The organism is Parabacteroides timonensis (assembly GCF_900128505.1).
Classification (GTDB): domain Bacteria; phylum Bacteroidota; class Bacteroidia; order Bacteroidales; family Tannerellaceae; genus Parabacteroides; species Parabacteroides timonensis.
Map to the genome: position 1 here is coordinate 616,365 of NZ_LT669941.1, position 20,693 is coordinate 637,057.

Consider the following 20,693-nt stretch of genomic DNA (forward strand, 5'->3'; position numbering starts at 1 on the left):
ATTTTCAGGTATATTAAATGGTCCGGTGCATTTCGTGTCCTTCCACATAGATGGCACTCAGTGGGCGGGAGGGACAAAGATGTTCGCAGGCTCCGCAACCGATACAACGTTCGGTATTGATAACCGGTATTTTCGGTGAGTCGAGTGCTTCGGGATCTTTGGGAACCATCTGTATAGCAGCTGTCGGACAATGACGGGCACAGTTGCCGCAATCGACACCGTCGGTATTGACTACGCAAAGGTCTTTGATCCATACGGCATGTCCGATCTGAATGGCTGATTTGTCGGCTACGTTGATCGGCTGTATGGCGCTGGTAGGACACACGTCCGCACATTTGGTACATTCCGGCCGGCAATACCCGAGTTCATAGGACATTTCCGGTTGCATGAGGGTCATAAGGTTGCCGGACGGACGCAGCACCTGGTTGGTACAGACGGATACACATAATTGGCAGGCAGTACAATGTCCGGTAAAGTTTCGTGCGCTTAATGATCCGGGAGGAGTGATAGGAGTGAGGCGTTCCGGCTTTTGTTTGTCTTCTATCGGAGCTAAACCGCCATCTACATTCTTTTCGGGTTTGACTTGTGCCTTCAATGTGGCTGATACGGCAAACAGGGTGGCAGCCGATAAAAAGTGACGGCGTGAAGCAGCGGATTTTTCCGTGGCAGGAGCCGATGCCGATGGCAATACTGACGCCGAAGCCGATGGTGAAGTGGTTGCTTCAACCTGTTTTTTAGGCAGCGATTGTCCCGGTACATATTTCAGAGCATTCCGGCGACATTTCCCGATGCAATCCATACAGGTTACACAACGGCTGTAATCGATCCGGTGTTCTTTGGTGTCGATGCATGCAGCTTTACAATTCCGGGCACATAATCCGCAACCGTTACATTTTTCGGTATCGATAACCGGTTTGAAATAAGAATACCGGGCAAGGAAACCGAGGATAGTTCCTACCGGACAAATGGTATTGCAGTAGGTTCGTCCGTTACGCCACGCTAATATAGCCAGTACGATAAATGTTATGATGGCTATGCTGAAAGTGGCTATTCCTTTCATCCAAACATCTACCGTATAAAAGGCATAGCTATCCATCCGTTCAGCGAGATAGGCGAGTCCATTGTTTGCCCATTGATAGAAAGGAGCGAACAGATTGGAGGCGATCCGCCCATAGGCACTGTATGGAGCCAGCAAAGCCAATAGCGAACCGAAACCTCCAATCATCGCAAGTATAAACATAGCAAGTATCCCATAACGCAACCAGCTAACCGCCGGGGAATACGAAAAACGGTTCTTCTTTTGTTTTCCGGCTATCCATGAAACAACATCCTGAAATACTCCCAGCGGACAAATAACCGAACAGTAGATCCGTCCGAACAGTAATGTCAGGACAATAAGCCCTATCACTATTCCTATATTCACCGCCAGCAATGCCGGAAGGAATTGTATCTTCGCCATCCAACCGAACCACTGATGTATTGTCCCCGTGAAGTCGAGGAACAACAAGGTGATCAGGGTAAAGAAAATGACGGCAGCAGTTAGTCTGATTTTTCTTAACATATACGTCTCTGAATATTTTGTTGATTATTACTGATGCAAAATTATTCTTGTTTTTCCCGTTAACGATTACACATATTACAGGTATATCTACCATTATTACTGATTTGCTTTAACAGATGAAAAAATGACGCAAAAAACATCTAACTTTGTGAAAACAAAACAGAAAGCATATGATGGAAATTAGAGAAATGGATCACATTTATCAGTATAATGACCGGATGGGGCTGGAAACATTGCATCCGCTGATCAGTATTGTCGACTTTTCAAAATGTGAGGTACAGGTAGAAAGTGCACGTTTGAGATATGGCTTTTACTCAGTCTTTTTGAAAGATGTGAAATGCGGTGACCTGCAATACGGGCGTAATTACTATGACTATCAGGAGGGCACGATGGTTTTCACTGCTCCCGGACAAGTGGTAGGTGTTGCCCGGAAAGGAGAGTATATCCAGCCGAAAGGATGGGCGCTGCTTTTCCATCCCGATTTGATCCGTGGTACTTCTCTCGGTCGTAACATTAAGAATTACCGTTTCTTTTCTTATGAAGTGTATGAGGCACTTCATCTTTCGGAACAGGAACGGCAGATAGTAATCGATTGCCTGAAAAATATAGAACTGGAACTACATCATGGAATAGATAAGCATAGTAAAATGCTGATCGTTTCGAATATCGAACTGCTATTGAACTATTGCGTCCGTTTTTACGACCGTCAGTTTATTACCCGCGAAGAAGCAAATAAGGATACACTGGCTAAGTTCGAGAAGATCATGAACGACTATTTTCAGTCGGATAAACCGCAGGATATCGGGCTGCCATCTGTTCAGTATTGTGCCGACCAGTTACATCTTTCGGCAAATTATCTGGGTGATCTGATAAAAAAGGAAACGGGTAAATCTGCGCAGGAGCAAATCCAGCTATATCTTATCGATATGGCAAAAGAGAAAGTGCTCGATACCAGCCGTTCCATCAGTGAGATCGCTTATGAATTAGGCTTTAAATATCCGCAGCACTTTACCCGTTTGTTTAAAAAGTGTGTGGGAACTTCTCCGAATGAGTATCGGATGCAGAATTAAGTTTTATTTCTTTTTACGGGTTGCGAAAACTTTAGCTAAAGTGATCCATTCCCCGTCTTCGTTGATGGCGGTACTTCGCCAGGTGAAAGAATTGTCTGTAATATCAGAGAATATCCACTTCATACCTTGCGAAGTTATCTCCGTCAGGACAATTTCGTCCCCTTCTTTCCGGGCTTCCAACCGGGCACATTCTTCCGGGCATCCGTAGAAGATTTCCCAAAGACATTTTTCCTGATTAAATAACCTGAGAGTAGTCCCGTAAGCTGCGTCCGGTTGGATATCGATCAATCTTTCTGTTCGCGACGGAACAATAAAGACATCTTGTACTGCCATTCCGTCGAGTACCCATGAAAAGATCCATTCTCCTTTTACACGTCTGGGAGTAGGTGTGTTGAGGTGGTCGTTCCAGTCAAGATCCCATTCACCGATCACTTTACCAAAGAAATTGTATTCTTCCGGTATTCTTTCACTCTTTTCTTCGCTGACTAGTGCTGCTTCAAATTCTTTCATGATTTCTTATTTAATTTGATTCAAGGTTTAATATTTAACAAAGATAAGCGAAAATCAACAAATAAGAACAGTGATAAAGGTAAAAATATCAGTAATCTATCTACCAGACTTCTGATAAAAGGGATGTACTTTTGTTTTATATAAAAGGATTTGATATGAAAATAAAAAATAGATGGTATATGATAACAGGACTTATAATAGGTATAGTGATCGTTTTGGGAGTGGCAGTAGTTGCTTTTATCAATCAACCGGCTTTCGGACGTCTGCCGCAAGGGGAACGACTGGAAAAAATAGAACATTCTCCCCACTATAAAAACGGAGAGTTTCAGAATATACATCCGACAACGTTAATGACTTCCGATAAAGGACGTTTGCGCACCATGTGGGATTTCCTGATCTCCAGACCTGACGGACTGAATCCGGATGTCCCGGTTCCGGCGATCAAATCTGATCTGAAAAACTTGGCAGACGATTCGAATGTAATGGTCTGGTTCGGTCATTCTTCCTATCTGCTTCAATTGTCCGGTAAACGAATTTTAGTCGATCCGGTGTTCTGTATGGCTTCTCCGGTTTCCTTTGTCAATAAGCCTTTTAAAGGAACGGATATATATAAACCGGAAGATATGCCGGATATCGATTATCTGGTTATTAGCCATGACCATTGGGATCATTTGGATTATCAGACGGTAATCCGGCTGAAAGATCGCATCCGTAAAGTAATCTGCCCTTTGGGTGTGGGCGAACATTTTGAATATTGGGGCTTCGATAAAGGGAATATTATTGAACTGGACTGGTACGAAAGTGCGTTGCCGGACGAAAACTTTACGGTCCGTTGTCTGCCAGCCCGTCATTTCTCTGGCCGCGGACTGACATCGAATAAGACTTTGTGGGCTTCTTTCCTTCTGGAAACTCCTTCGTATAAAGTTTATATGGGAGGGGACAGCGGTTACGATACTCATTTTGAAGAAATAGGCAAACAGTATCCGGATATCGATCTGGCTATTCTGGAAAACGGACAGTACAATGAGGGATGGCGTAATATCCATACGATGCCTCAGTATTTGGGGCAGGCAGCCAAAGATTTGAAAGCCCGTAAGGTCGTGACTGTCCATCATTCGAAATACGCATTAGCCAGGCACCGTTGGGACGAACCGTTGAAAAACGAAATTGAGATGGCAAAAGAAAACTCTTTGGAGTTGATCGTTCCAGTGATCGGACAGGTGGTTGATATCTCTGGTACACATTACTGATAAATCAACTTTAATACTCAGGCTTTTGTAAACTTTTTAAATATAGCATTTGAACATTATACTTTTCGCCATCTGCAATGACATCTTCAAGCATTCTTTTTATTTCATCGGGAGCATGCTGCGTATGTCCATCAAACATGATGCATAAAGTTTCGTTACTATAAATTTTCATTAGAACGGGCACGAGAAAGAACAAAGGAAGATAATAGGGGCGGTTTGCCTTTTCAACCTTTGGATCGAATCCTTTTCTGTAACAGATTTCAAAGCCTTCGCGGATTGATTTGACGGTATTCTTAAGTAGCTGAGAGTTACCGGCGAAATTTTTTCCTCCTCCGGCCTTTATAATCCCGGCAGATAAACTGGCTGCAATAGCGTAATGGGTTATAAGCCAGGTTTTAATATGTTTGGAGACAAGCGGTTTTAAATTCGCTTTCTCCAATGCATTTGACATTTTTACTATACGGGGTGTTATTTCTCCGTTAACTTCTCCAAGAAGTGTGGCAGAATTCTTCATTCCTGAAATTGCACAATGAATGCAATGTTCATCTCTACCACCACCTACTTTAAAAGGAAAGCCGAAGAAATACTGTTCGGGAGAAAGGAACCTGGCTATTGTCTCAAAGTCATTCCATATATTTTGGAAAAAAAGAATATGTGCCTTTCCTGCCGATTCGGCCAATACCGGCAAGATATCTTTCAGATAAATACAATTGGTCGCTACGATAATATATTCAAAATCATTATCGGGAGAGAGACTGTCAATGACTTTTGGACGGAATGTAACTTGTTCTGTTTGTTTTTGTTTTCCTCTGAAGTCGGAACAAAAGATATCGATACCGTCTTTTTCTATTCTCGACTTTTTCCCTTGCCGTACCAGAACGGTTATGTCATGTCCTGCTTTAGTTAATTGCCAACCGTAAGTGCAACCTATTACGCCAGCTCCATAGATTAGAATTTTCATGATCACTCTATTTTATATTATTATTTTATGTCTATCATAGCCGACCTGAATAAAGAATGATATTCGGAATAAGGGTCACAAACCGAAAGGAAATCTTTAGGCGTATAACCGGAAAATTCTTTAAACTCTCTGATCAGATGCGATTTATCGTAATAGGCACATTCCTCGGCTAATTGTGTTAATGAGATCTGTGGAATGATTTGTAAAATGTGCGCTGCTTTTTGATAACGTTTGATTCGTGTAAAATCTTTAGGATTTATGCCGATACGTTCAGCGAAAACACGCTTGAACTGTTTGTATCCGAGGCAAGCTGTTTGTGCAAGTAAGGATACATCGTATTGTCCGAGACTGATGGAGTCGATAACCGGTAACAAACGTTTATAATTGCATTGTTCAGTTTGATAGATACGTCTTAGTAGAAAATTTTCGATCAGTTGAACGCATCTTTTATTATCCGAGGTCTCTTTTATTCTTTTTTCCAGTTCCAGGATCTGAGGATCATTCAACGTATCGAGAGGTATGTTTTGATTGTTCAATTCAACCATTGGCATTTTGAAAATGCCCATAGCGCCTGTTGGCTGGAAAACGATCGAAATGAAATCTATGTTTCCGGAATAAACAATGTTGGAAAAACTTGTTTGTTGTCCGGATAAACTGGATTCGATTTGGCCTCCACGTTGAAAAGTCAGTATTATACATCCGTTAGGGATATAACGTTGTGCGCCCTGCATTACATCTTCCAGTGTTAAGAACCAATATTGCTTCACATAGGGAGTAAGCAATATGGAGGGGTATATGACTTGAAACTTATCCATCTCGGATGCAAATCTATCGATATTGTTTTGTTTTTGAGGTGTAAAAAAAGGACATTTAGTTAAGCAGGTGAAGCAGACAAACAAAAATCCGCTAACTTTGTGTCGGATCGATTAAAAAGGAAAGAAATATTTCAAGCGTATATTAAATATGTCATCATCTAAAGAAACACTCGGGGAAATGTGGGCCCGTCAGCAGATATCGGATCAGGATGTTGATTATGGTTTGTGGACGGCGAGGAGAGAGGCTTTGCGACAGATGGCAGAGATTAGTCATAGTTGCCTGTTTACTGTAGACGTTTATAAGGAACAATACGATTTTGCATCAGATAGTTTTGCAGATATTTTTGGTTACAATCAATCTCATATAAGAACGATAGAAAGGCAGGGTGATCTTTTGGAAGAAAGAATACATCCGGATGACCGCGACAGAATGCTAGAATTGCAGATCAGGCATAGTCGGTTCATTTATTCTCTACCTGTGGAAAGAAGAAATGATTTCCGGAATGTTTATCAATTTCGTATGCTTAATGCAAGTGGTAAATATATAAATGTAACCAGTCGTACTCAGGTTACCCAGCAAGACCGGAATGGTAAAGCCTGGATTGTAATGGGAATAATGGATATCGCTCCCGATCAAACACCATTGGAAACGGTTAAATATTCAGTACTGGATTTGAAGAACGGGGAGTTGATCTCTGTTCCGGTGATTGATAATGATGATCCGTTATTGACGAAAAGAGAAATGGAAATATTGAAACTGATCCGTCAGGGGCTGTTGAGTAAAGAAATAGCCGACCAGTTGAATATAAGCATATATACAGTGAATAATCACCGTAAAAATATCCTGACAAAACTCAAAGCTAACAATATTCTAGAAGCAATCAATCTACTTCATTCCTCTATTGCTTCGCGATAACGGGCCGGCGGCATACCCAGATGTGCCTTGACATACTTACCGAAGAAAGACTGATTGGGAAAGTTGAATTCCTCCGCAATCTCTTTAATAGACTTGTCTGAGTGTTTCAACCGGTATTTGATATGTTCGATAGCACTTTCGTTGATCAGATCCAACGGGGTTCTGCCACATGTGTTCTTAACGACCTTCGACAAGTATTTGGGGCTGTAAAAAAGCGAATCGGCAAAATAGGACACCGAACGGTGCATACCGTTGTCTGCCGACAGTTTTTCAATGAATCTCCTAAGAATATAATCGGCCTGTTTGAGTCCTTCCTTCGATTGGTCGGAGTCTTCCTGGTGAGCTTCCTTACCGAGAGCTCCCAGCATTTCGCAGAAAAGTGCAGAAAACAGATGCATCATTACTTCCCTATGATAATGATGGGGAGCATCGTTTATTTTCTCGATGAGTAGATTCTTGTAACAGTTGAAAATCTCATTTTTATCTTCACCTACGTGTTTTACCGGATTATTATGGATATAGATGGCGGTATTCCAGGTCACTTTCTCCATTTTAACAATGCGTTGCAGGAAACGGGTAGAAAAACCGGCCAGCCTGATCTTATTCTTAGGGCTTATCATCGTATGGCTGATGACAGTATTAGGAAGACCGAGTAGTAAATCGCCATCTCCCAACTGAAAGGTTCTGTTGTTTATATCGAGTTGAATATATCCTTCTATGCAAAAAGCCAGTAGAAAACATCCCAGTCTTACCGTATCGTTACCGGTGGGAGCATCTTCCAGACTGTTTATTATTGCAAAGTCATCATCCACATAATCGATGATATGTTTGTTCGTTTTAAAGTCTTCGATGTCGACTGTTTTGATGTTCTTCTTTTCCATATTCTCTTTTTTGTTTCTGCAAATTTGGCGAATAACAGGATAAGTAATATGTTCTATTTCACATCTTTACTGTTCCATATTGCTTTGTGGTATATAAAAAAGGAGTTAAGAAATCGGAAAAGGGGAAAATGAAACATTCTTGAGGGAAAATGGGGCACTATGGCTGTGTTCCTTTCGTCTACATTTGCCTCAGTTTTTAATAGCAAACATATGAATAAAGTAAGCAAAAAATGGATACGGCTGATAGGGATTGTCGGTTGTACAGTGTGGATGGCATCCTGTAAACAAGCTCCGGATGCACAGGTAAAAGCCTCTTATGCAATTATGAAAGTGGCGCCTACGGATAAAGAACTTTCTACCCCTTATTCGGCGACGATACGTGGGCGACAGGATATCGACATATATCCACAGGTATCGGGGACTATCGAAAAACTTTATGTGACGGAAGGTGAAAAAGTACGTCGTGGGCAATTACTTTTTATCATCGATCAAGTGCCTTATAAAGCGGCACTTAAAACGGCTACCGCCAACGTGGAAGCAGCACGTGCTGCACTGGCTACTGCCGAACTGACCTACAACAGTAACAAAGAGCTGAATGCCCAGAAGGTAGTTTCGGATTTCAGCCTGAAGACAGCGGAAAACTCTTTCCTTACAGCCAAAGCACAATTGGCACAGGCGGAAGCCCAGGAACTGAGCGCACGTAATAATCTCTCTTATACAGAGGTAAAAAGTCCCTGCGACGGTGTTGTAGGAGCATTACCTTATCGTGCCGGTGCTTTGGTGAGTCCCAGCATGATGCAAGCATTGACTACGGTCAGCGACAATTCGGATATGTATGTTTATTTCTCTATGACAGAAAATCAGTTGTTGTCACTGACACGCGAATACGGTAGTATGGATGATGCGTTGAAGAGCATGCCGGATGCGGAGTTGAAGCTGAACGATAATTCGGTTTATGACAAGAAAGGTATTATAGAATCCATCAGCGGAGTGATCGACCGCCAGACAGGTACGGTTGTAGCACGTGTGGTATTCCCTAATGAATCGCGGTTGCTTCATAGCGGAGCATCGGGCACGGTAGTGATACCGAGCATTTATAAAGACTGCATCGTGATCCCGCAGGGAGCTACCGTTCGTTTGCAGGATAAAACCATTGTATATAAAGTTGTAGACGGCAAGGCTGTCTCTACCCTGATAACGGTATCCGGGATTAACGACGGACGCGAATATGTAGTATTGAGCGGACTGAAAGCCGGTGATGAAATTATATCGGAAGGTGCCGGATTGATACGTGAAGGAACTGTCGTAAAATAAAACAAGGAGAAAAAGAGTATGAAAGGTAACATATTTATAAAACGGCCGGTGATGGCTATATCCATCTCCGTGCTGATCCTGGTCATTGGGCTTATTTCGCTCTTTACGCTGCCGGTGGAACAATATCCCGACATTGCACCTCCTACGGTATATGTCACTGCTTCTTATACCGGAGCCGATGCTGAAGCTGTGATGAACAGTGTTGTCATGCCATTGGAAGAGAGTATCAATGGGGTAGAAGATATGATGTATATCACTTCTACTGCCACTAATGCAGGTTCAGCAATCATACAGGTTTATTTTAAGCAAGGAACTGATCCTGATATGGCGGCTGTCAATGTACAGAACCGTGTATCTAAGGCACAGGGACTTTTACCGGCAGAGGTGACAAGAATCGGTGTGGCAACACAAAAACGCCAGACCAGTTTCCTGCAGATCGGAGCTTTGGTTTGTAACGATGAACGCTACGACCAGACCTTTTTGGCCAATTATCTCGATATCAATGTTATTCCACAGATTAAACGTATAGAAGGCGTTGGAGATGTAATGGAATTGGGTGATACTTATAGTATGCGTATCTGGTTGAAACCGGAACGGATGGCGCAATATGGCCTTGTCCCTTCGGACGTAACGGCTATATTGGGCGAACAGAATATCGAAGCACCCACCGGTTCATTAGGAGAGAATTCGGAAAATGTTTTCCAGTTCACTATGAAATACCGTGGACGCCTGAAGAGTGTTGAAGAGTTTCAGAACACAGTGATCCGTTCACAAAGCGATGGTTCCGTACTTCGCCTGAAAGATGTGGCCAGTGTGGAACTGGGTACATTAATGTATAGCTTCCGCAGTGAGATGGACGGTAAACCCGCCGTTATGTTTATGATTTTCCAGGTAGCAGGATCAAATGCAACTGCTGTCAACAAAGAGATAACCGCTCAGATAGATAGAATGGGAGAAAGCCTGCCGGAAGGTACGGAATTTGTAACGATGATGAGTTCGAACGACTTCCTTTTCGCCTCTATTCATAATGTGGTGGAGACACTTGTCATTGCTATCCTTTTAGTAATCCTGGTCGTGTATTTCTTCTTGCAGGACTTTAAGAGTACACTTATTCCGTCTATCTCTATTATAGTTTCATTAGTCGGAACGTTTGCTTGCCTGGTGGCGGCAGGATTCAGTCTCAATATCCTGACACTATTTGCTCTGGTGCTTGCCATCGGTACGGTAGTGGATGATGCCATTGTAGTGGTGGAGGCCGTGCAGTCTAAGTTTGATGCCGGGTATAAATCCTCCTATCTTGCTACGAAAGATGCGATGGGGGATGTGACAATGGCTATTGTCTCTTGTACCTGTGTATTTATGGCCGTATTTATTCCTGTGACATTCATGGGAGGAACATCGGGCGTGTTTTATACACAATTTGGTATTACGATGGCCACCGCCGTAGGTATTTCTATGATTTCGGCTTTGACACTTTGTCCGGCTTTATGTGCTATAATGATGCGTCCATCGGATGGAACAAAGAGTGAGAAGAGTATTAACGGGCGGGTACGTGCCGCTTATAATGCTTCGTTCAATGCTGTATTGGGCAAATATAAAAAAGGTGTCATGTTTTTTATTCATCACCGTTGGATGGTATGGACGTCATTGGCAGCAGCCGTTGTTCTGCTGGTTTATCTGATGAGTACTACCAAGACCGGGCTTGTACCGCAGGAAGACCAGGGCGTTATCATGGTCAATGTCAGTACCTCACCGGGAAGCACGTTGGATGAAACGAATAAGGTAATGAATAAACTGGAGAATATCCTGAGCGGAACACCTGAGATAGAACATTATGCCCGCGTGGCAGGTTATGGGCTTATATCCGGTCAGGGAACATCTTACGGTACCATCATTATCCGTTTAAAAGATTGGAGCGAGCGAAAAGGAGAGGAACATAGTTCCGATGCTATCACGGCACGCCTTAACGCACAATTTTATGAGATCAAAGATGCACAGATATTCAGTTTCCAGCCTGCTATGATTCCGGGATACGGTATGGGTAACTCTCTTGAACTAAATCTTCAGGATAAGACAGGCGGTGATATGACGGTATTCTATAATTCGGTAATGGAGTTCCTCGGAGCATTAAATCAACGGCCGGAAGTTGCTATGGCCTATACTTCTTATGCAATGAACTTCCCGCAGGTAACAGTAGATATCGATGCCGCCAAATGTAAACGGGCAGGTATCTCTCCCAGCAGCGTACTCGATGCATTGGGAAGCTATTGTGGAGGTGCTTATATCTCCAACTTCAACCAGTTTGGTAAAGTATATCGTGTAATGATGCAGGCTTCTCCCGAATATCGACTGGACGAACAGTCGCTGGACAATATGTTTGTTCGTAGCGGTACGGAAATGGCTCCGATAAGCCAGTTTGTGACACTGACGAAAGTACTTGGACCGGAATCAGCCAATCGTTTTAACCTGTATAGTACCATTACAGCAAATGTAAATCCGGCTGAAGGCTATTCATCCGGGGAAGTGCAAAAGGTTATCGAAGAGGTAGCTGCACAGACTTTACCGACAGGTTATGGTTACGAATACGGCGGTATGGCACGTGAAGAAGCCGGCAACAGCGGTGCACAGACTGTTTTTATTTATGCTATATGTATATTCCTTATCTATCTGATCCTGGCTTGTCTTTATGAGAGCTTCCTGGTTCCGTTTGCCGTTATCTTCTCCGTACCGTTCGGGTTGATGGGTAGCTTCCTGTTTGCCAGAATATTCGGACTGGAGAATAACATCTATCTTCAGACAGGTGTGATCATGTTGATCGGTTTATTGGCAAAGACGGCTATCCTGATTACAGAGTATGCGATAGAACGTCGCCGCAAAGGAATGGGTATTGTAGAATCTGCCTACTCGGCAGCCCAGGTTCGTCTGCGTCCTATCCTGATGACCGTATTGACGATGATTTTCGGTATGCTTCCATTGATGTTCACTACTGGTGCGGGAGCAAACGGTAACAGTTCGTTGGGAACAGGTGTCGTAGGCGGTATGGCTGTAGGAACACTGGCATTATTGTTCGTGGTTCCTGTGTTCTATATCATTTTCGAATATTTGCAGGAGAAGATCCGCAAACCGATGGAAGAAGAAGCCGACGTACAGGTGCTGCTGGAACAGGAAAAGAGCGCTATTGAACGTGGTGATATTGAATAATCAATAAATAAAAGGAATATGAAAAAGATAATTCTGCTAACAACTGTATCTGCTCTACTGAGTAGTTGCGGCATATACAGTAAATATAAACCCGCTACCACCGTCCCCGACCAATTGTATGGCGAGGAAGTGATGGTAGAAGATACCGTCAGCTTCGGCAATATGGACTGGCGTGAGCTCTTTACGGATCCGAAACTGCAACAACTTATCGAACAAGGACTGCAGAATAATACGGATTACCAGTCGGCACAACTCCGCGTAGAACAGGCCGAAGCTACGCTGATGTCGGCTAAATTGGCATTCCTCCCTTCTTTCGCCTTTACTCCGCAAGGATCGGTGAGCAGCTTCGACGGGCATAAAGCAACGCAAACTTATTCGTTGCCTATCACCGCCAGCTGGGAACTTGATATTTTCGGACGTATGCGTAATGCAAAACAGCAGGCAAAAGCACTTTACGCCCAGAGTCAGGATTATCAGCAGGCCGTACGTACGCAGCTGATAGCCGGGATAGCCAATACCTATTATACATTATTGATGTTGGACGAACAGCTTTATATCACCCGGCAGACGGAAGAAGCATGGCAGGAGACTGTCGCTTCTACCCGTGCCCTGATGAAAGCCGGCCTGACTAACGAATCGGCCGTATCACAGATGGAAGCTACATATTATCAGGTGCAAACCTCTGTTCTTGACCTGAAGGAGCAAATCAACCAGGTGGAAAACAGTCTTGCCCTTTTATTGGCTGAGACTCCACGGTATTACGAACGTGGAGTATTGGAAAGTCAGCAGTTCCCGGAAAGTATCTCTACCGGTATTCCTGTACAGATGTTGGCTAACCGCCCTGATGTACGTATGGCTGAACGCACATTGGAAGCTGCCTTCTACGGAACCAATCAGGCTCGTTCCGCTTTCTATCCTTCGATAACCCTGAGTGGTAGCGCCGGATGGACAAACAATGCCGGATCGATGATAGTCAACCCCGGTAAATTCCTCGCATCGGCAGTCGGTTCGCTTACACAGCCACTGTTTGCCCGCGGGGAGATTATCGCCCAACATCGTATAGCCAAAGCGCAGCAGGAAGAAGCTGCCCTCTCATTCCAGCAATCGTTATTGAACGCCGGAAGCGAGGTAAACGATGCCCTGACAGCTTGCCAGACCAGTAAGGAGAAGAGTCTCCTCCTGGAAAAGCAGATTGCTTCACTGGAAGTAGCCCTGAAAAGTACTTCCCTGTTGATGGAGCATAGTAATACAACCTATCTGGAAGTGTTGACTGCCCGGCAAAGTTTATTAAGTGCACAACTGACCCACACCGCCAATCGGTTCACAGAGATACAAAGTATAATTAATCTCTATCGGGCTTTAGGCGGTGGACGAGAATAGGCCCACTGTTTTTATTTTTTTCTTACAATAAGAAGGGCTGCCTGGAAAGTGATTTTAGGGCAGTCCGTTTTTTATTTTGATCCCCAATGGCGAATGGGAGAAGGCAAAAACGTATCTCGATAGATCTGATCTGGATATGGTAAAATGGCTGATTAATCAGGGAAAAAGCAATAGTGCTTGAGATTAGTCTACTGTTTGATTGTTAGTTGATTACAGTTTCCTCGTAGTTCCTTGCTTTGGAAACTGTAGTTCCCTGCGCAGGGAACTGTGATTTCCATAGGGGGAAACTGTAGTTTCCTGCATAGGAAATCAGCGTTTCCTCCTATGGAAACTGAAATATCTTTATGAAGAAACAGAAAAGGGATTACTATCCCCAATCATACGACTCTACGTATCCATCGAAATATTCGTCCAGAATAACTCCCAGTTCTTTGGCAAGAATTACAATATGTTGTTGTTCGGCAGGTGATAAAGGTGATCCTCCTCTACGTTTTAGATAGTAATTTTTCCGGCCGAGATAGGAGATCATCCGTAATCGGAAGGTATCTGCCACGCGAAGGGTCAGTGCATTCACGGTACGCATGAATCCTATTGCATTCTGTATTTTGGTATTGGGACGGTAGAATTTACACGTCCCTTTCATCTTCTTTAATGTGTTTGGGTTCATTATCCGCAGGAAAGTTATATTTTCCGGAGCATGTTTTAAAGCGATCTGGCGTAGACAGGTTGTTGCTTTCGGGCAGTTCTCGGCTGCACACAGACCAAAATCATAAGGTACTTTTGAGTAATCGAACGATTCTTTCATGATTGTAAAATTCAAGGTTTATTAATTCCGATAAAGGTACGATATATATCGGGTAAATGCCAAACATCAATGCATGAAAAGAATATTCTTTTTACATTAACTTTTTGTTCTGCTCCAATAACCCGACTATTTTCTCTAATCTTTTCAGCCGGGTGTCTTCTCTTTTTGCTTCAAAATAGAAACCAACAAAATTATTTTGAGTCGACTTTGCTGTCGTAAGATAATTAGTATAAGCCAGATCGTAGTCTTTTATCAGGGATTCAAATTCAGACTTTTGAATATCGGTAACATTTCTGTCCCGTACCTTTTCCCATTCTCCGCTTCTTTTGGCTTCTTCGATGGCCTGCATTCCGAACCCGGTCATTCTTCCTTCTTTGATAAGCTTTTCCACAATCTTTTTATTCTTTTCCGACCATTTACTTCCTTTTCTTCTTTTGGAAAAGTACTTTTTGTATTTGTGTTCGTCGATAGAGTTGATCAGCCCGTCGATCCAACCGAAACACAATGCTTCTTCCAACGCCTCTTCTGCGGATAATGTTTTTAATGTTTTTGTTTTCCCGAATAGTAACCAGACACCCTCGTTTGTCTGGCCGTAATTCTTTAACCACTCCTGAAAATCTTCTCTTGTCGCGAAAATTAATTCTGTTTCCATTTTTAATTGGTTTTATTTCGTGAGTATTATTTTAAGTAGATATTCCGGTATTCTGTCGGCGACGACCCGGTATGTCTCCGGAAGAAACGGCACATATATGACGGATCTTCGAAATTCATCTCAGCTGCAATGTTTTTAATAGACAAATTAGTATTGGAAAGATAAGTTTTGATCTCTACGATGATCATTTGTTCGATTATCTCTTTGGGGCTTTGCTCCATTCCTTTATAAGCCAATTTGTAAAGATAATCAGGTGTTATGCAGAGTTTGTCTGCATAAAAGCTTACTTCCCGGTGTTGATGGCAATGCTCAGCTAACAGGCTGGCGAACTTTCCCAGGATAGCCCATGTCTGATCTCTTTTATAGTGATCGTTGATTCCTATATTTTTTTCTTTCGCTTCACTGTCGATAGCCATAAAAAGACTGTGGATGTTGTTACGTAACAGCGTCAGTTTATATTCTTGTGCACATTCGTCAATAATCCATTTTGTTTGCTGATACCACGTATGTAGTAGCATGGATTGATTTTCCGATAGATGGAGAATGACGTGGTCATATATGAAATTCCAAAACGAAGTGGGAGTGATTTTATAAAAGACTTCTTCCATCACTTCTTCGGAAAGCGAAACATACAGGGCGGAAAATGTATCTGAAACTTCGATCGTAACGAATACTATATCGGTAAAGATAAAGACTGCATCTCCTTTTTTCAATATCCGCTTTTGGAAATTGGTAGAGACAGTAGCCATCCCCGCCGTACATAACAGGATTGTGCAACAGTTTGGATCCAACGGATGTCCTATGCTCTCTTTCAGGTCGGTTATTCCGGCTGCATTTTCGTTTCCAGGTCGGTGTAAAGCGTATTTTATATTTGTCATATTTTATTCGGATCTTCTCCGCGAAGATAGTATGTTTTTTTAGAATCCCTCTTTGATTTGTATTGAAAAGTACCCGATATGGCAGGATTATGATATGTGATCAGGTTACGACAAACTATATCTTTGCGCTCCGGTAAAATCAGTTGTTACCGGAGATAGTTCCAGATAATGAAAGATTGTTCAAATTAGTAACCGTATGAAAAATTTATCTCAATTTATTACCATTCTCTGCTTTATGTTTCTGATATCTTGTAAGAATAAACAAGAAGGGGAGTTTCATCAGGCTTATCCAGTATTAACCGTGACGTCTGCTCCGGCGGAAATCAAAGAATCTTATTCAGCCTCTATCCGGGGGCGACAGGATATTGAAATTTATCCGCAAGTGTCGGGTACGATATTCCGGCTTTGTGTTCAGGAAGGCGAAAAAGTGAAGAAGGGCGAAACTCTTTTTGTTATCGATCCGGTTCCTTACCAGGCTGCTTTGAGAACAGCGACGGCAAATGTACATGCAGCACAAGCGCAAGTGGAAACAGCCCGGCTGACTTACGAAAGCAAACAGGAATTGTTCCGTGAAAACGTTATTTCAGAATATGAGCTATCAACCGCTCGGAATGCACTGTCTATTGCGACCGCAGGATTGGAGCAATCTCGGGCGCAAGAGGTGAATGCCCGCAACAGCCTCTCCTACACAGAAGTAAAAAGTCCGTCGGACGGTATTGTCGGGATACTTCCTTACCGGACAGGTGCTTTGGTTAATCCGTCGATGGCTCAACCGCTGACCACTGTATCGGACAATTCACAAATGTATGTCTATTTCTCTATGACGGAAAATCGCCTCCGGGCATTGATCCGGCAGTATGGTTCGCCGGACGAAACGATAAAGCAGATGCCGTCGATCAAACTGCAGTTGAATGATGGAAGCATCTATGAGGAAAACGGACATATCGAAAGTATCAGCGGGGTTATCAACCAGCAGACGGGAACAGTATCGGTACGAAGCGTATTTCCGAACGAGAACCGTATGTTATTCAGTGGCGGGATCGGTAATGTCGTTATTCCTTATAAAATGGATGATGTGATTGTTATTCCTCAGTCTGCTACCTATGAATTACAGGATAAAGTATTTGCTTACAAAGTGCAGGAAAACGGAAAACTTTCCGCTGTTCAGCTACAGATAGAAAAGCTGAACGACGGTACTGACTATATTGTTCGCTCAGGTCTTCAGCCGGGCGACCGGATTGTCAGCGAAGGTGTCGGATTGTTGCAAGACGGAATGGAGATACTTGTCAAAGAAACCGAAAAACAATAAAATAAAAAAGTATGAACCTAAGATATTTTATAGACCGTCCCGTCTTATCGATTGTTATTTCCATAACAATTGTTCTGATGGGTATTATTTCTTTGTTTACACTACCTGTCGAGCAGTATCCCGATATTGCCCCTCCTACGATCCAGGTCTTTACCAATTATCCGGGAGCCAATGCTGAAACTGTTCAGAAAAGTGTCATTGTTCCGTTGGAGGAAGCAATCAATGGGGTGGAGAATATGAACTATATCACTTCCACGGCCTCAAATAGTGGCGATGTGTTCCTCAATATCTTTTTCAAACAAGGAAGCGACGCAGATATGGCGGCAGTGAATGTACAGAACCGTGTTTCTACGGCGTTGAGTTTGCTGCCTGCCGAAGTAACCAAGATCGGTGTCACGACCATGAAGCAGCAGAACGCTGAGTTGAAGACTTTTGCTCTTTACTCACCGGACGATGCTTACGATCGCCAGTTTCTCAATAATTATATGAAGATTAATGTGGAACCTCGTATCAAGCGTATTGCCGGAGTAGGGCAGGTTATGCAATTCGGTTCCAATTATAGTATGCGTATCTGGCTCAAACCGGATAAGATGGCACAGTATAAACTGGTTCCGGGAGATATCTCGGCTGTATTGGATAAACAGAATATCGAGGCAGCTACGGGAGCATTCGGAGAGAATCATGATAATACCCATCAGTACACCATGAAGTATCGTGGACGTTTCTCTACGCCGGAAGAGTTCGGTAATCTTGTGATACGTTCTTTGCCGGGGGGCGATGTGTTACGGTTACGTGAGGTTGCTGATATTGAACTGGGAGATGAGGCTTATAATTATGCAACGGAGGTAAATGGTCATCCGGCTGCACTGGCAATGGTGTTTCAGACTGCCGGGTCGAATGCTTCAATTATCATTAATGAAATCGATGCCACACTAGAAGAGATAAGCAGTGATCTTCCTAAAGGAATGGAGTTTATAACACTGAACGACACGAACCGTTTCCTGTATGCTTCGATCCATGAGGTGATAAAAACGTTGTTGGAGGCTATCTTGCTGGTAATCCTGGTAGTATATGTCTTTTTGCAGGATATACGTTCTACGTTGATCCCGACTATTTCAATTTTTGTTTCCATTATCGGTACGTTCGCCTTTATGTCGGTAGCCGGGTTCTCGATCAACCTATTGACATTGTTTGCTCTGGTATTGGCCATTGGGACGGTGGTGGATGATGCGATAGTGGTGGTCGAGGCTGTCCAGGCGCGGTTCGATGTGGGATATCAGTCCTCTTATATGGCAACGAATGATGCAATAAAAGGAGTATCTTCGGCTATTCTTACCTCAACCTTGATCTTTATGGCTGTATTTATACCTGTGTCTATGATGGGAGGGACTTCGGGAGCATTCTATACCCAATTCGGTATAACAATGGCTGTTGCCGTCGGTATTTCGGCAGTCAATGCCTTTACATTGTCTCCGGCACTCTGTGCTTTGTTATTGACTCCTTATATAGATGAATCCGGAAATGTAAAGGATAATTTTGCAGCCCGTTTCCGTAAAGCGTTTAATGCAGCTTTTGATGTGATGACCAAACGTTATGTACAAGGGGTATTATTGTTTGTCAAACGTCGTTGGCTGATGTGGGGCACATTGGTGACTGCCCTTGTTTTACTTGTTTTTCTGGTACAACATACCAAGACAGGACTGATTCCAGATGAAGATACGGGAACCGTAATGATCAGCATGAACTCCAAGCCGGGTTCATCTCTGCCTCAGACTCAACGGGTGATGGAGCAGATGAACGAACAACTTAAAGGGATTCCTGAGGTAGAATACAATGCCAATGTGGTAGGTTATTCATTTTCAGGTTCGGGACCTTCCATGGGTATGTATTTCCTTTCGCTCAAACATTGGGACGAACGAAAGGAAGAAGGCCAGTCTGCTGCCGATGTAGTGAATAAGATTTATGGTTTGTCGACTGAAGTTCCGGATGCGCAGATATTTGCTATGACGCCACCGATGATCCCTGGTTATGGTATGGGTAGCGGTTTTGAACTTTACATACAGGACAAGACTGCCGGTGATCTGAACGCTTTCAAGAAAGTGACAGATAATTTTGTGGCCGCACTTAGCCAACGTCCCGAGATTGAAGCCGTTTATTCTGCTTTCGAGACAAACTATCCACAGTATTGGGTAGATATCGACGCGGCCCAATGCGAACAATCTGGAATTTCTCCGGGTGAAGTATTGGAAACGCTTTCAGGCTATTATAGCGGCGGATATGTATCCAACTTCAACCGTTTCTCTAAATTGTACCGTGTGATGATCCAGGCAGATCCTGAATATCGTGTCACATCGGAGTCGCTGAACCATCTTTATGTAAGGGTCGGTGAGGAAATGGCACCGCTGAGCCAGTTTGTGAAGTTGACGAAAACGTATGGCCCGCAGGATTTAATGCGTTTCAACCTCTATAATTCGATCTCGATCAACGGTTCACCGGCAAACGGTTACAGTTCGGGAGATGCATTACAGGCCATTAAAGAAACGGCGGATCAGGTGTTGCCGAAGAATTATGGATATGAATTCGGAGGTATCTCACGTGAAGAAAGCAAGACGACTAACAATGTCGTTATTATTTTCGGTATCTGCCTTTTGTTGGTTTATTTGATATTAAGTGCTTTATATGAGAGTTTTCTTATTCCGTTCGCAATTATTCTTTCGGTGCCTTGCGGATTATTGGGCAGCTTTTTGTTTGCCCAGTTGTTCGGGTTGGGGAATGATATTTATATGCAGACCGGATTAATCATGCTTATCGGATTGCTGGCTAAGACAGCTATTCTTCTGACGGAATATGCGACTAAGCGTCGGGAAGCAGGAATGTCACTGACGCAGGCTGCTCTTGCTGCTGCAAAAGTTCGTTTGCGTCCGATCCTGATGACGGCTTTGACAATGGTATTTGGCCTGTTGCCATTAATGGTGGCGCATGGGGTAGGTGCAAACGGAAGCCGTTCGTTGGCGTCCGGTGCGGTAGGCGGTATGCTTGTCGGAACGTTGGCTTTATTATTCCTTGTCCCGGGTCTTTTCATTGTATTTCAATATCTACAGGAGAAAGTCAGACCGATACAAGCCTCCAGGGAAGATGCCGATTGGTCTATACAAACGGAATTAGAAGAAATAGGAAAGAAAAAGTGAGT

At 43.3% G+C, this 20,693-nt stretch carries 16 protein-coding genes; 8 read left to right on the plus strand and 8 right to left on the minus strand.

Annotated elements, in window-relative coordinates; genetic code table 11:
* Positions 1–13 precede the first annotated feature (13 nt).
* The gene (locus BQ7394_RS10080; protein ID WP_075557325.1) at positions 14–1,561 is read right to left on the minus strand and encodes a 4Fe-4S binding protein; all 1,548 of its coding nucleotides are present in this window, start codon (positions 1,559–1,561) and stop codon (positions 14–16) included.
* Between the two features lie 170 nt (positions 1,562–1,731).
* Between BQ7394_RS10080 and BQ7394_RS10085 the strand changes: the two genes are divergently transcribed.
* On the plus strand, positions 1,732–2,631 hold the full coding sequence (locus BQ7394_RS10085; RefSeq protein WP_075557326.1) for a helix-turn-helix domain-containing protein: 900 nt from the start codon (positions 1,732–1,734) through the stop codon (positions 2,629–2,631).
* 3 nt (positions 2,632–2,634) lie between these two features.
* On the opposite strand, the gene BQ7394_RS10090 is transcribed toward BQ7394_RS10085, so the two are convergent.
* Positions 2,635–3,141, minus strand: coding sequence for a hypothetical protein (locus tag BQ7394_RS10090; RefSeq protein WP_075557327.1), 507 nt, complete (start codon positions 3,139–3,141; stop codon positions 2,635–2,637).
* A 155-nt stretch (positions 3,142–3,296) separates the two neighbouring features.
* Between BQ7394_RS10090 and BQ7394_RS10095 the strand changes: the two genes are divergently transcribed.
* On the plus strand, positions 3,297–4,391 hold the full coding sequence (locus BQ7394_RS10095; protein ID WP_317043288.1) for an MBL fold metallo-hydrolase: 1,095 nt from the start codon (positions 3,297–3,299) through the stop codon (positions 4,389–4,391).
* Between the two features lie 10 nt (positions 4,392–4,401).
* On the opposite strand, the gene BQ7394_RS10100 is transcribed toward BQ7394_RS10095, so the two are convergent.
* Complete coding sequence (locus BQ7394_RS10100; protein WP_075557329.1) at positions 4,402–5,352, minus strand: ketopantoate reductase family protein; 951 nt, start codon at positions 5,350–5,352, stop codon at positions 4,402–4,404.
* A gap of 20 nt (positions 5,353–5,372) precedes the next feature.
* The gene (locus BQ7394_RS10105) at positions 5,373–6,167 is read right to left on the minus strand and encodes a helix-turn-helix domain-containing protein (RefSeq protein ID WP_075557330.1); all 795 of its coding nucleotides are present in this window, start codon (positions 6,165–6,167) and stop codon (positions 5,373–5,375) included.
* Between the two features lie 148 nt (positions 6,168–6,315).
* Between BQ7394_RS10105 and BQ7394_RS10110 the strand changes: the two genes are divergently transcribed.
* Positions 6,316–7,083: a LuxR C-terminal-related transcriptional regulator gene (locus tag BQ7394_RS10110; RefSeq protein WP_075557331.1), complete on the plus strand. Its 768-nt coding sequence runs from the start codon at positions 6,316–6,318 to the stop codon at positions 7,081–7,083.
* Here the strand turns inward: BQ7394_RS10110 and BQ7394_RS10115 are convergent.
* The gene (locus BQ7394_RS10115) at positions 7,059–7,964 is read right to left on the minus strand and encodes a helix-turn-helix domain-containing protein (RefSeq protein WP_075557332.1); all 906 of its coding nucleotides are present in this window, start codon (positions 7,962–7,964) and stop codon (positions 7,059–7,061) included. The genes BQ7394_RS10110 and BQ7394_RS10115 overlap by 25 nt on opposite strands.
* A 210-nt stretch (positions 7,965–8,174) precedes the next feature.
* Here BQ7394_RS10115 and BQ7394_RS10120 point away from each other — a divergent pair, with 210 nt between their 5' ends.
* Genes BQ7394_RS10120 through BQ7394_RS10130 form a run of 3 tightly spaced genes read left to right on the plus strand, consistent with a single transcriptional unit; the run spans position 8,175 to position 13,859 of the window.
* The gene (locus BQ7394_RS10120) at positions 8,175–9,278 is read left to right on the plus strand and encodes an efflux RND transporter periplasmic adaptor subunit (RefSeq protein WP_075559964.1); all 1,104 of its coding nucleotides are present in this window, start codon (positions 8,175–8,177) and stop codon (positions 9,276–9,278) included.
* An 18-nt stretch (positions 9,279–9,296) separates the two neighbouring features.
* The gene (locus BQ7394_RS10125) at positions 9,297–12,479 is read left to right on the plus strand and encodes an efflux RND transporter permease subunit (RefSeq protein ID WP_075557333.1); all 3,183 of its coding nucleotides are present in this window, start codon (positions 9,297–9,299) and stop codon (positions 12,477–12,479) included.
* 18 nt (positions 12,480–12,497) lie between these two features.
* Complete coding sequence (locus tag BQ7394_RS10130) at positions 12,498–13,859, plus strand: TolC family protein (RefSeq protein WP_075557334.1); 1,362 nt, start codon at positions 12,498–12,500, stop codon at positions 13,857–13,859.
* Between the two features lie 367 nt (positions 13,860–14,226).
* Here the strand turns inward: BQ7394_RS10130 and BQ7394_RS10135 are convergent, their stop codons facing one another.
* The 3 genes from BQ7394_RS10135 to BQ7394_RS10145 form a co-directional block, all read right to left on the minus strand.
* Positions 14,227–14,664: a DUF6078 family protein gene (locus BQ7394_RS10135; protein ID WP_075557335.1), complete on the minus strand. Its 438-nt coding sequence runs from the start codon at positions 14,662–14,664 to the stop codon at positions 14,227–14,229.
* 91 nt (positions 14,665–14,755) lie between these two features.
* Entirely contained in the window at positions 14,756–15,316 is a 561-nt protein-coding gene (locus BQ7394_RS10140) for a YdeI/OmpD-associated family protein (RefSeq protein ID WP_075557336.1), read from the minus strand.
* 26 nt (positions 15,317–15,342) lie between these two features.
* The gene (locus tag BQ7394_RS10145) at positions 15,343–16,194 is read right to left on the minus strand and encodes a helix-turn-helix domain-containing protein (protein WP_075557337.1); all 852 of its coding nucleotides are present in this window, start codon (positions 16,192–16,194) and stop codon (positions 15,343–15,345) included.
* A 184-nt stretch (positions 16,195–16,378) separates the two neighbouring features.
* Here BQ7394_RS10145 and BQ7394_RS10150 point away from each other — a divergent pair, with 184 nt between their 5' ends.
* Both BQ7394_RS10150 and BQ7394_RS10155 read left to right on the plus strand, forming a co-directional pair.
* Positions 16,379–17,503: an efflux RND transporter periplasmic adaptor subunit gene (locus BQ7394_RS10150; RefSeq protein WP_394333712.1), complete on the plus strand. Its 1,125-nt coding sequence runs from the start codon at positions 16,379–16,381 to the stop codon at positions 17,501–17,503.
* A gap of 11 nt (positions 17,504–17,514) precedes the next feature.
* On the plus strand, positions 17,515–20,691 hold the full coding sequence (locus BQ7394_RS10155; RefSeq protein WP_075557339.1) for an efflux RND transporter permease subunit: 3,177 nt from the start codon (positions 17,515–17,517) through the stop codon (positions 20,689–20,691).
* Positions 20,692–20,693 lie beyond the last annotated feature (2 nt).

Bases quoted from the DNA above. Each gene is read 5' to 3' on its own strand.
- BQ7394_RS10080 (WP_075557325.1), bottom strand. From the start codon at position 1,561: ATGTTAAGAAAAATCAGACTAACTGCTGCCGTCATTTTCTTTACCCTG.
- BQ7394_RS10085 (WP_075557326.1), top strand. From the start codon at position 1,732: ATGATGGAAATTAGAGAAATGGATCACATTTATCAGTATAATGACCGG.
- BQ7394_RS10090 (WP_075557327.1), bottom strand. From the start codon at position 3,141: ATGAAAGAATTTGAAGCAGCACTAGTCAGCGAAGAAAAGAGTGAAAGA.
- BQ7394_RS10095 (WP_317043288.1), top strand. From the start codon at position 3,297: ATGAAAATAAAAAATAGATGGTATATGATAACAGGACTTATAATAGGT.
- BQ7394_RS10100 (WP_075557329.1), bottom strand. From the start codon at position 5,352: ATGAAAATTCTAATCTATGGAGCTGGCGTAATAGGTTGCACTTACGGT.
- BQ7394_RS10105 (WP_075557330.1), bottom strand. From the start codon at position 6,167: ATGGATAAGTTTCAAGTCATATACCCCTCCATATTGCTTACTCCCTAT.
- BQ7394_RS10110 (WP_075557331.1), top strand. From the start codon at position 6,316: ATGTCATCATCTAAAGAAACACTCGGGGAAATGTGGGCCCGTCAGCAG.
- BQ7394_RS10115 (WP_075557332.1), bottom strand. From the start codon at position 7,964: ATGGAAAAGAAGAACATCAAAACAGTCGACATCGAAGACTTTAAAACG.
- BQ7394_RS10120 (WP_075559964.1), top strand. From the start codon at position 8,175: ATGAATAAAGTAAGCAAAAAATGGATACGGCTGATAGGGATTGTCGGT.
- BQ7394_RS10125 (WP_075557333.1), top strand. From the start codon at position 9,297: ATGAAAGGTAACATATTTATAAAACGGCCGGTGATGGCTATATCCATC.
- BQ7394_RS10130 (WP_075557334.1), top strand. From the start codon at position 12,498: ATGAAAAAGATAATTCTGCTAACAACTGTATCTGCTCTACTGAGTAGT.
- BQ7394_RS10135 (WP_075557335.1), bottom strand. From the start codon at position 14,664: ATGAAAGAATCGTTCGATTACTCAAAAGTACCTTATGATTTTGGTCTG.
- BQ7394_RS10140 (WP_075557336.1), bottom strand. From the start codon at position 15,316: ATGGAAACAGAATTAATTTTCGCGACAAGAGAAGATTTTCAGGAGTGG.
- BQ7394_RS10145 (WP_075557337.1), bottom strand. From the start codon at position 16,194: ATGACAAATATAAAATACGCTTTACACCGACCTGGAAACGAAAATGCA.
- BQ7394_RS10155 (WP_075557339.1), top strand. From the start codon at position 17,515: ATGAACCTAAGATATTTTATAGACCGTCCCGTCTTATCGATTGTTATT.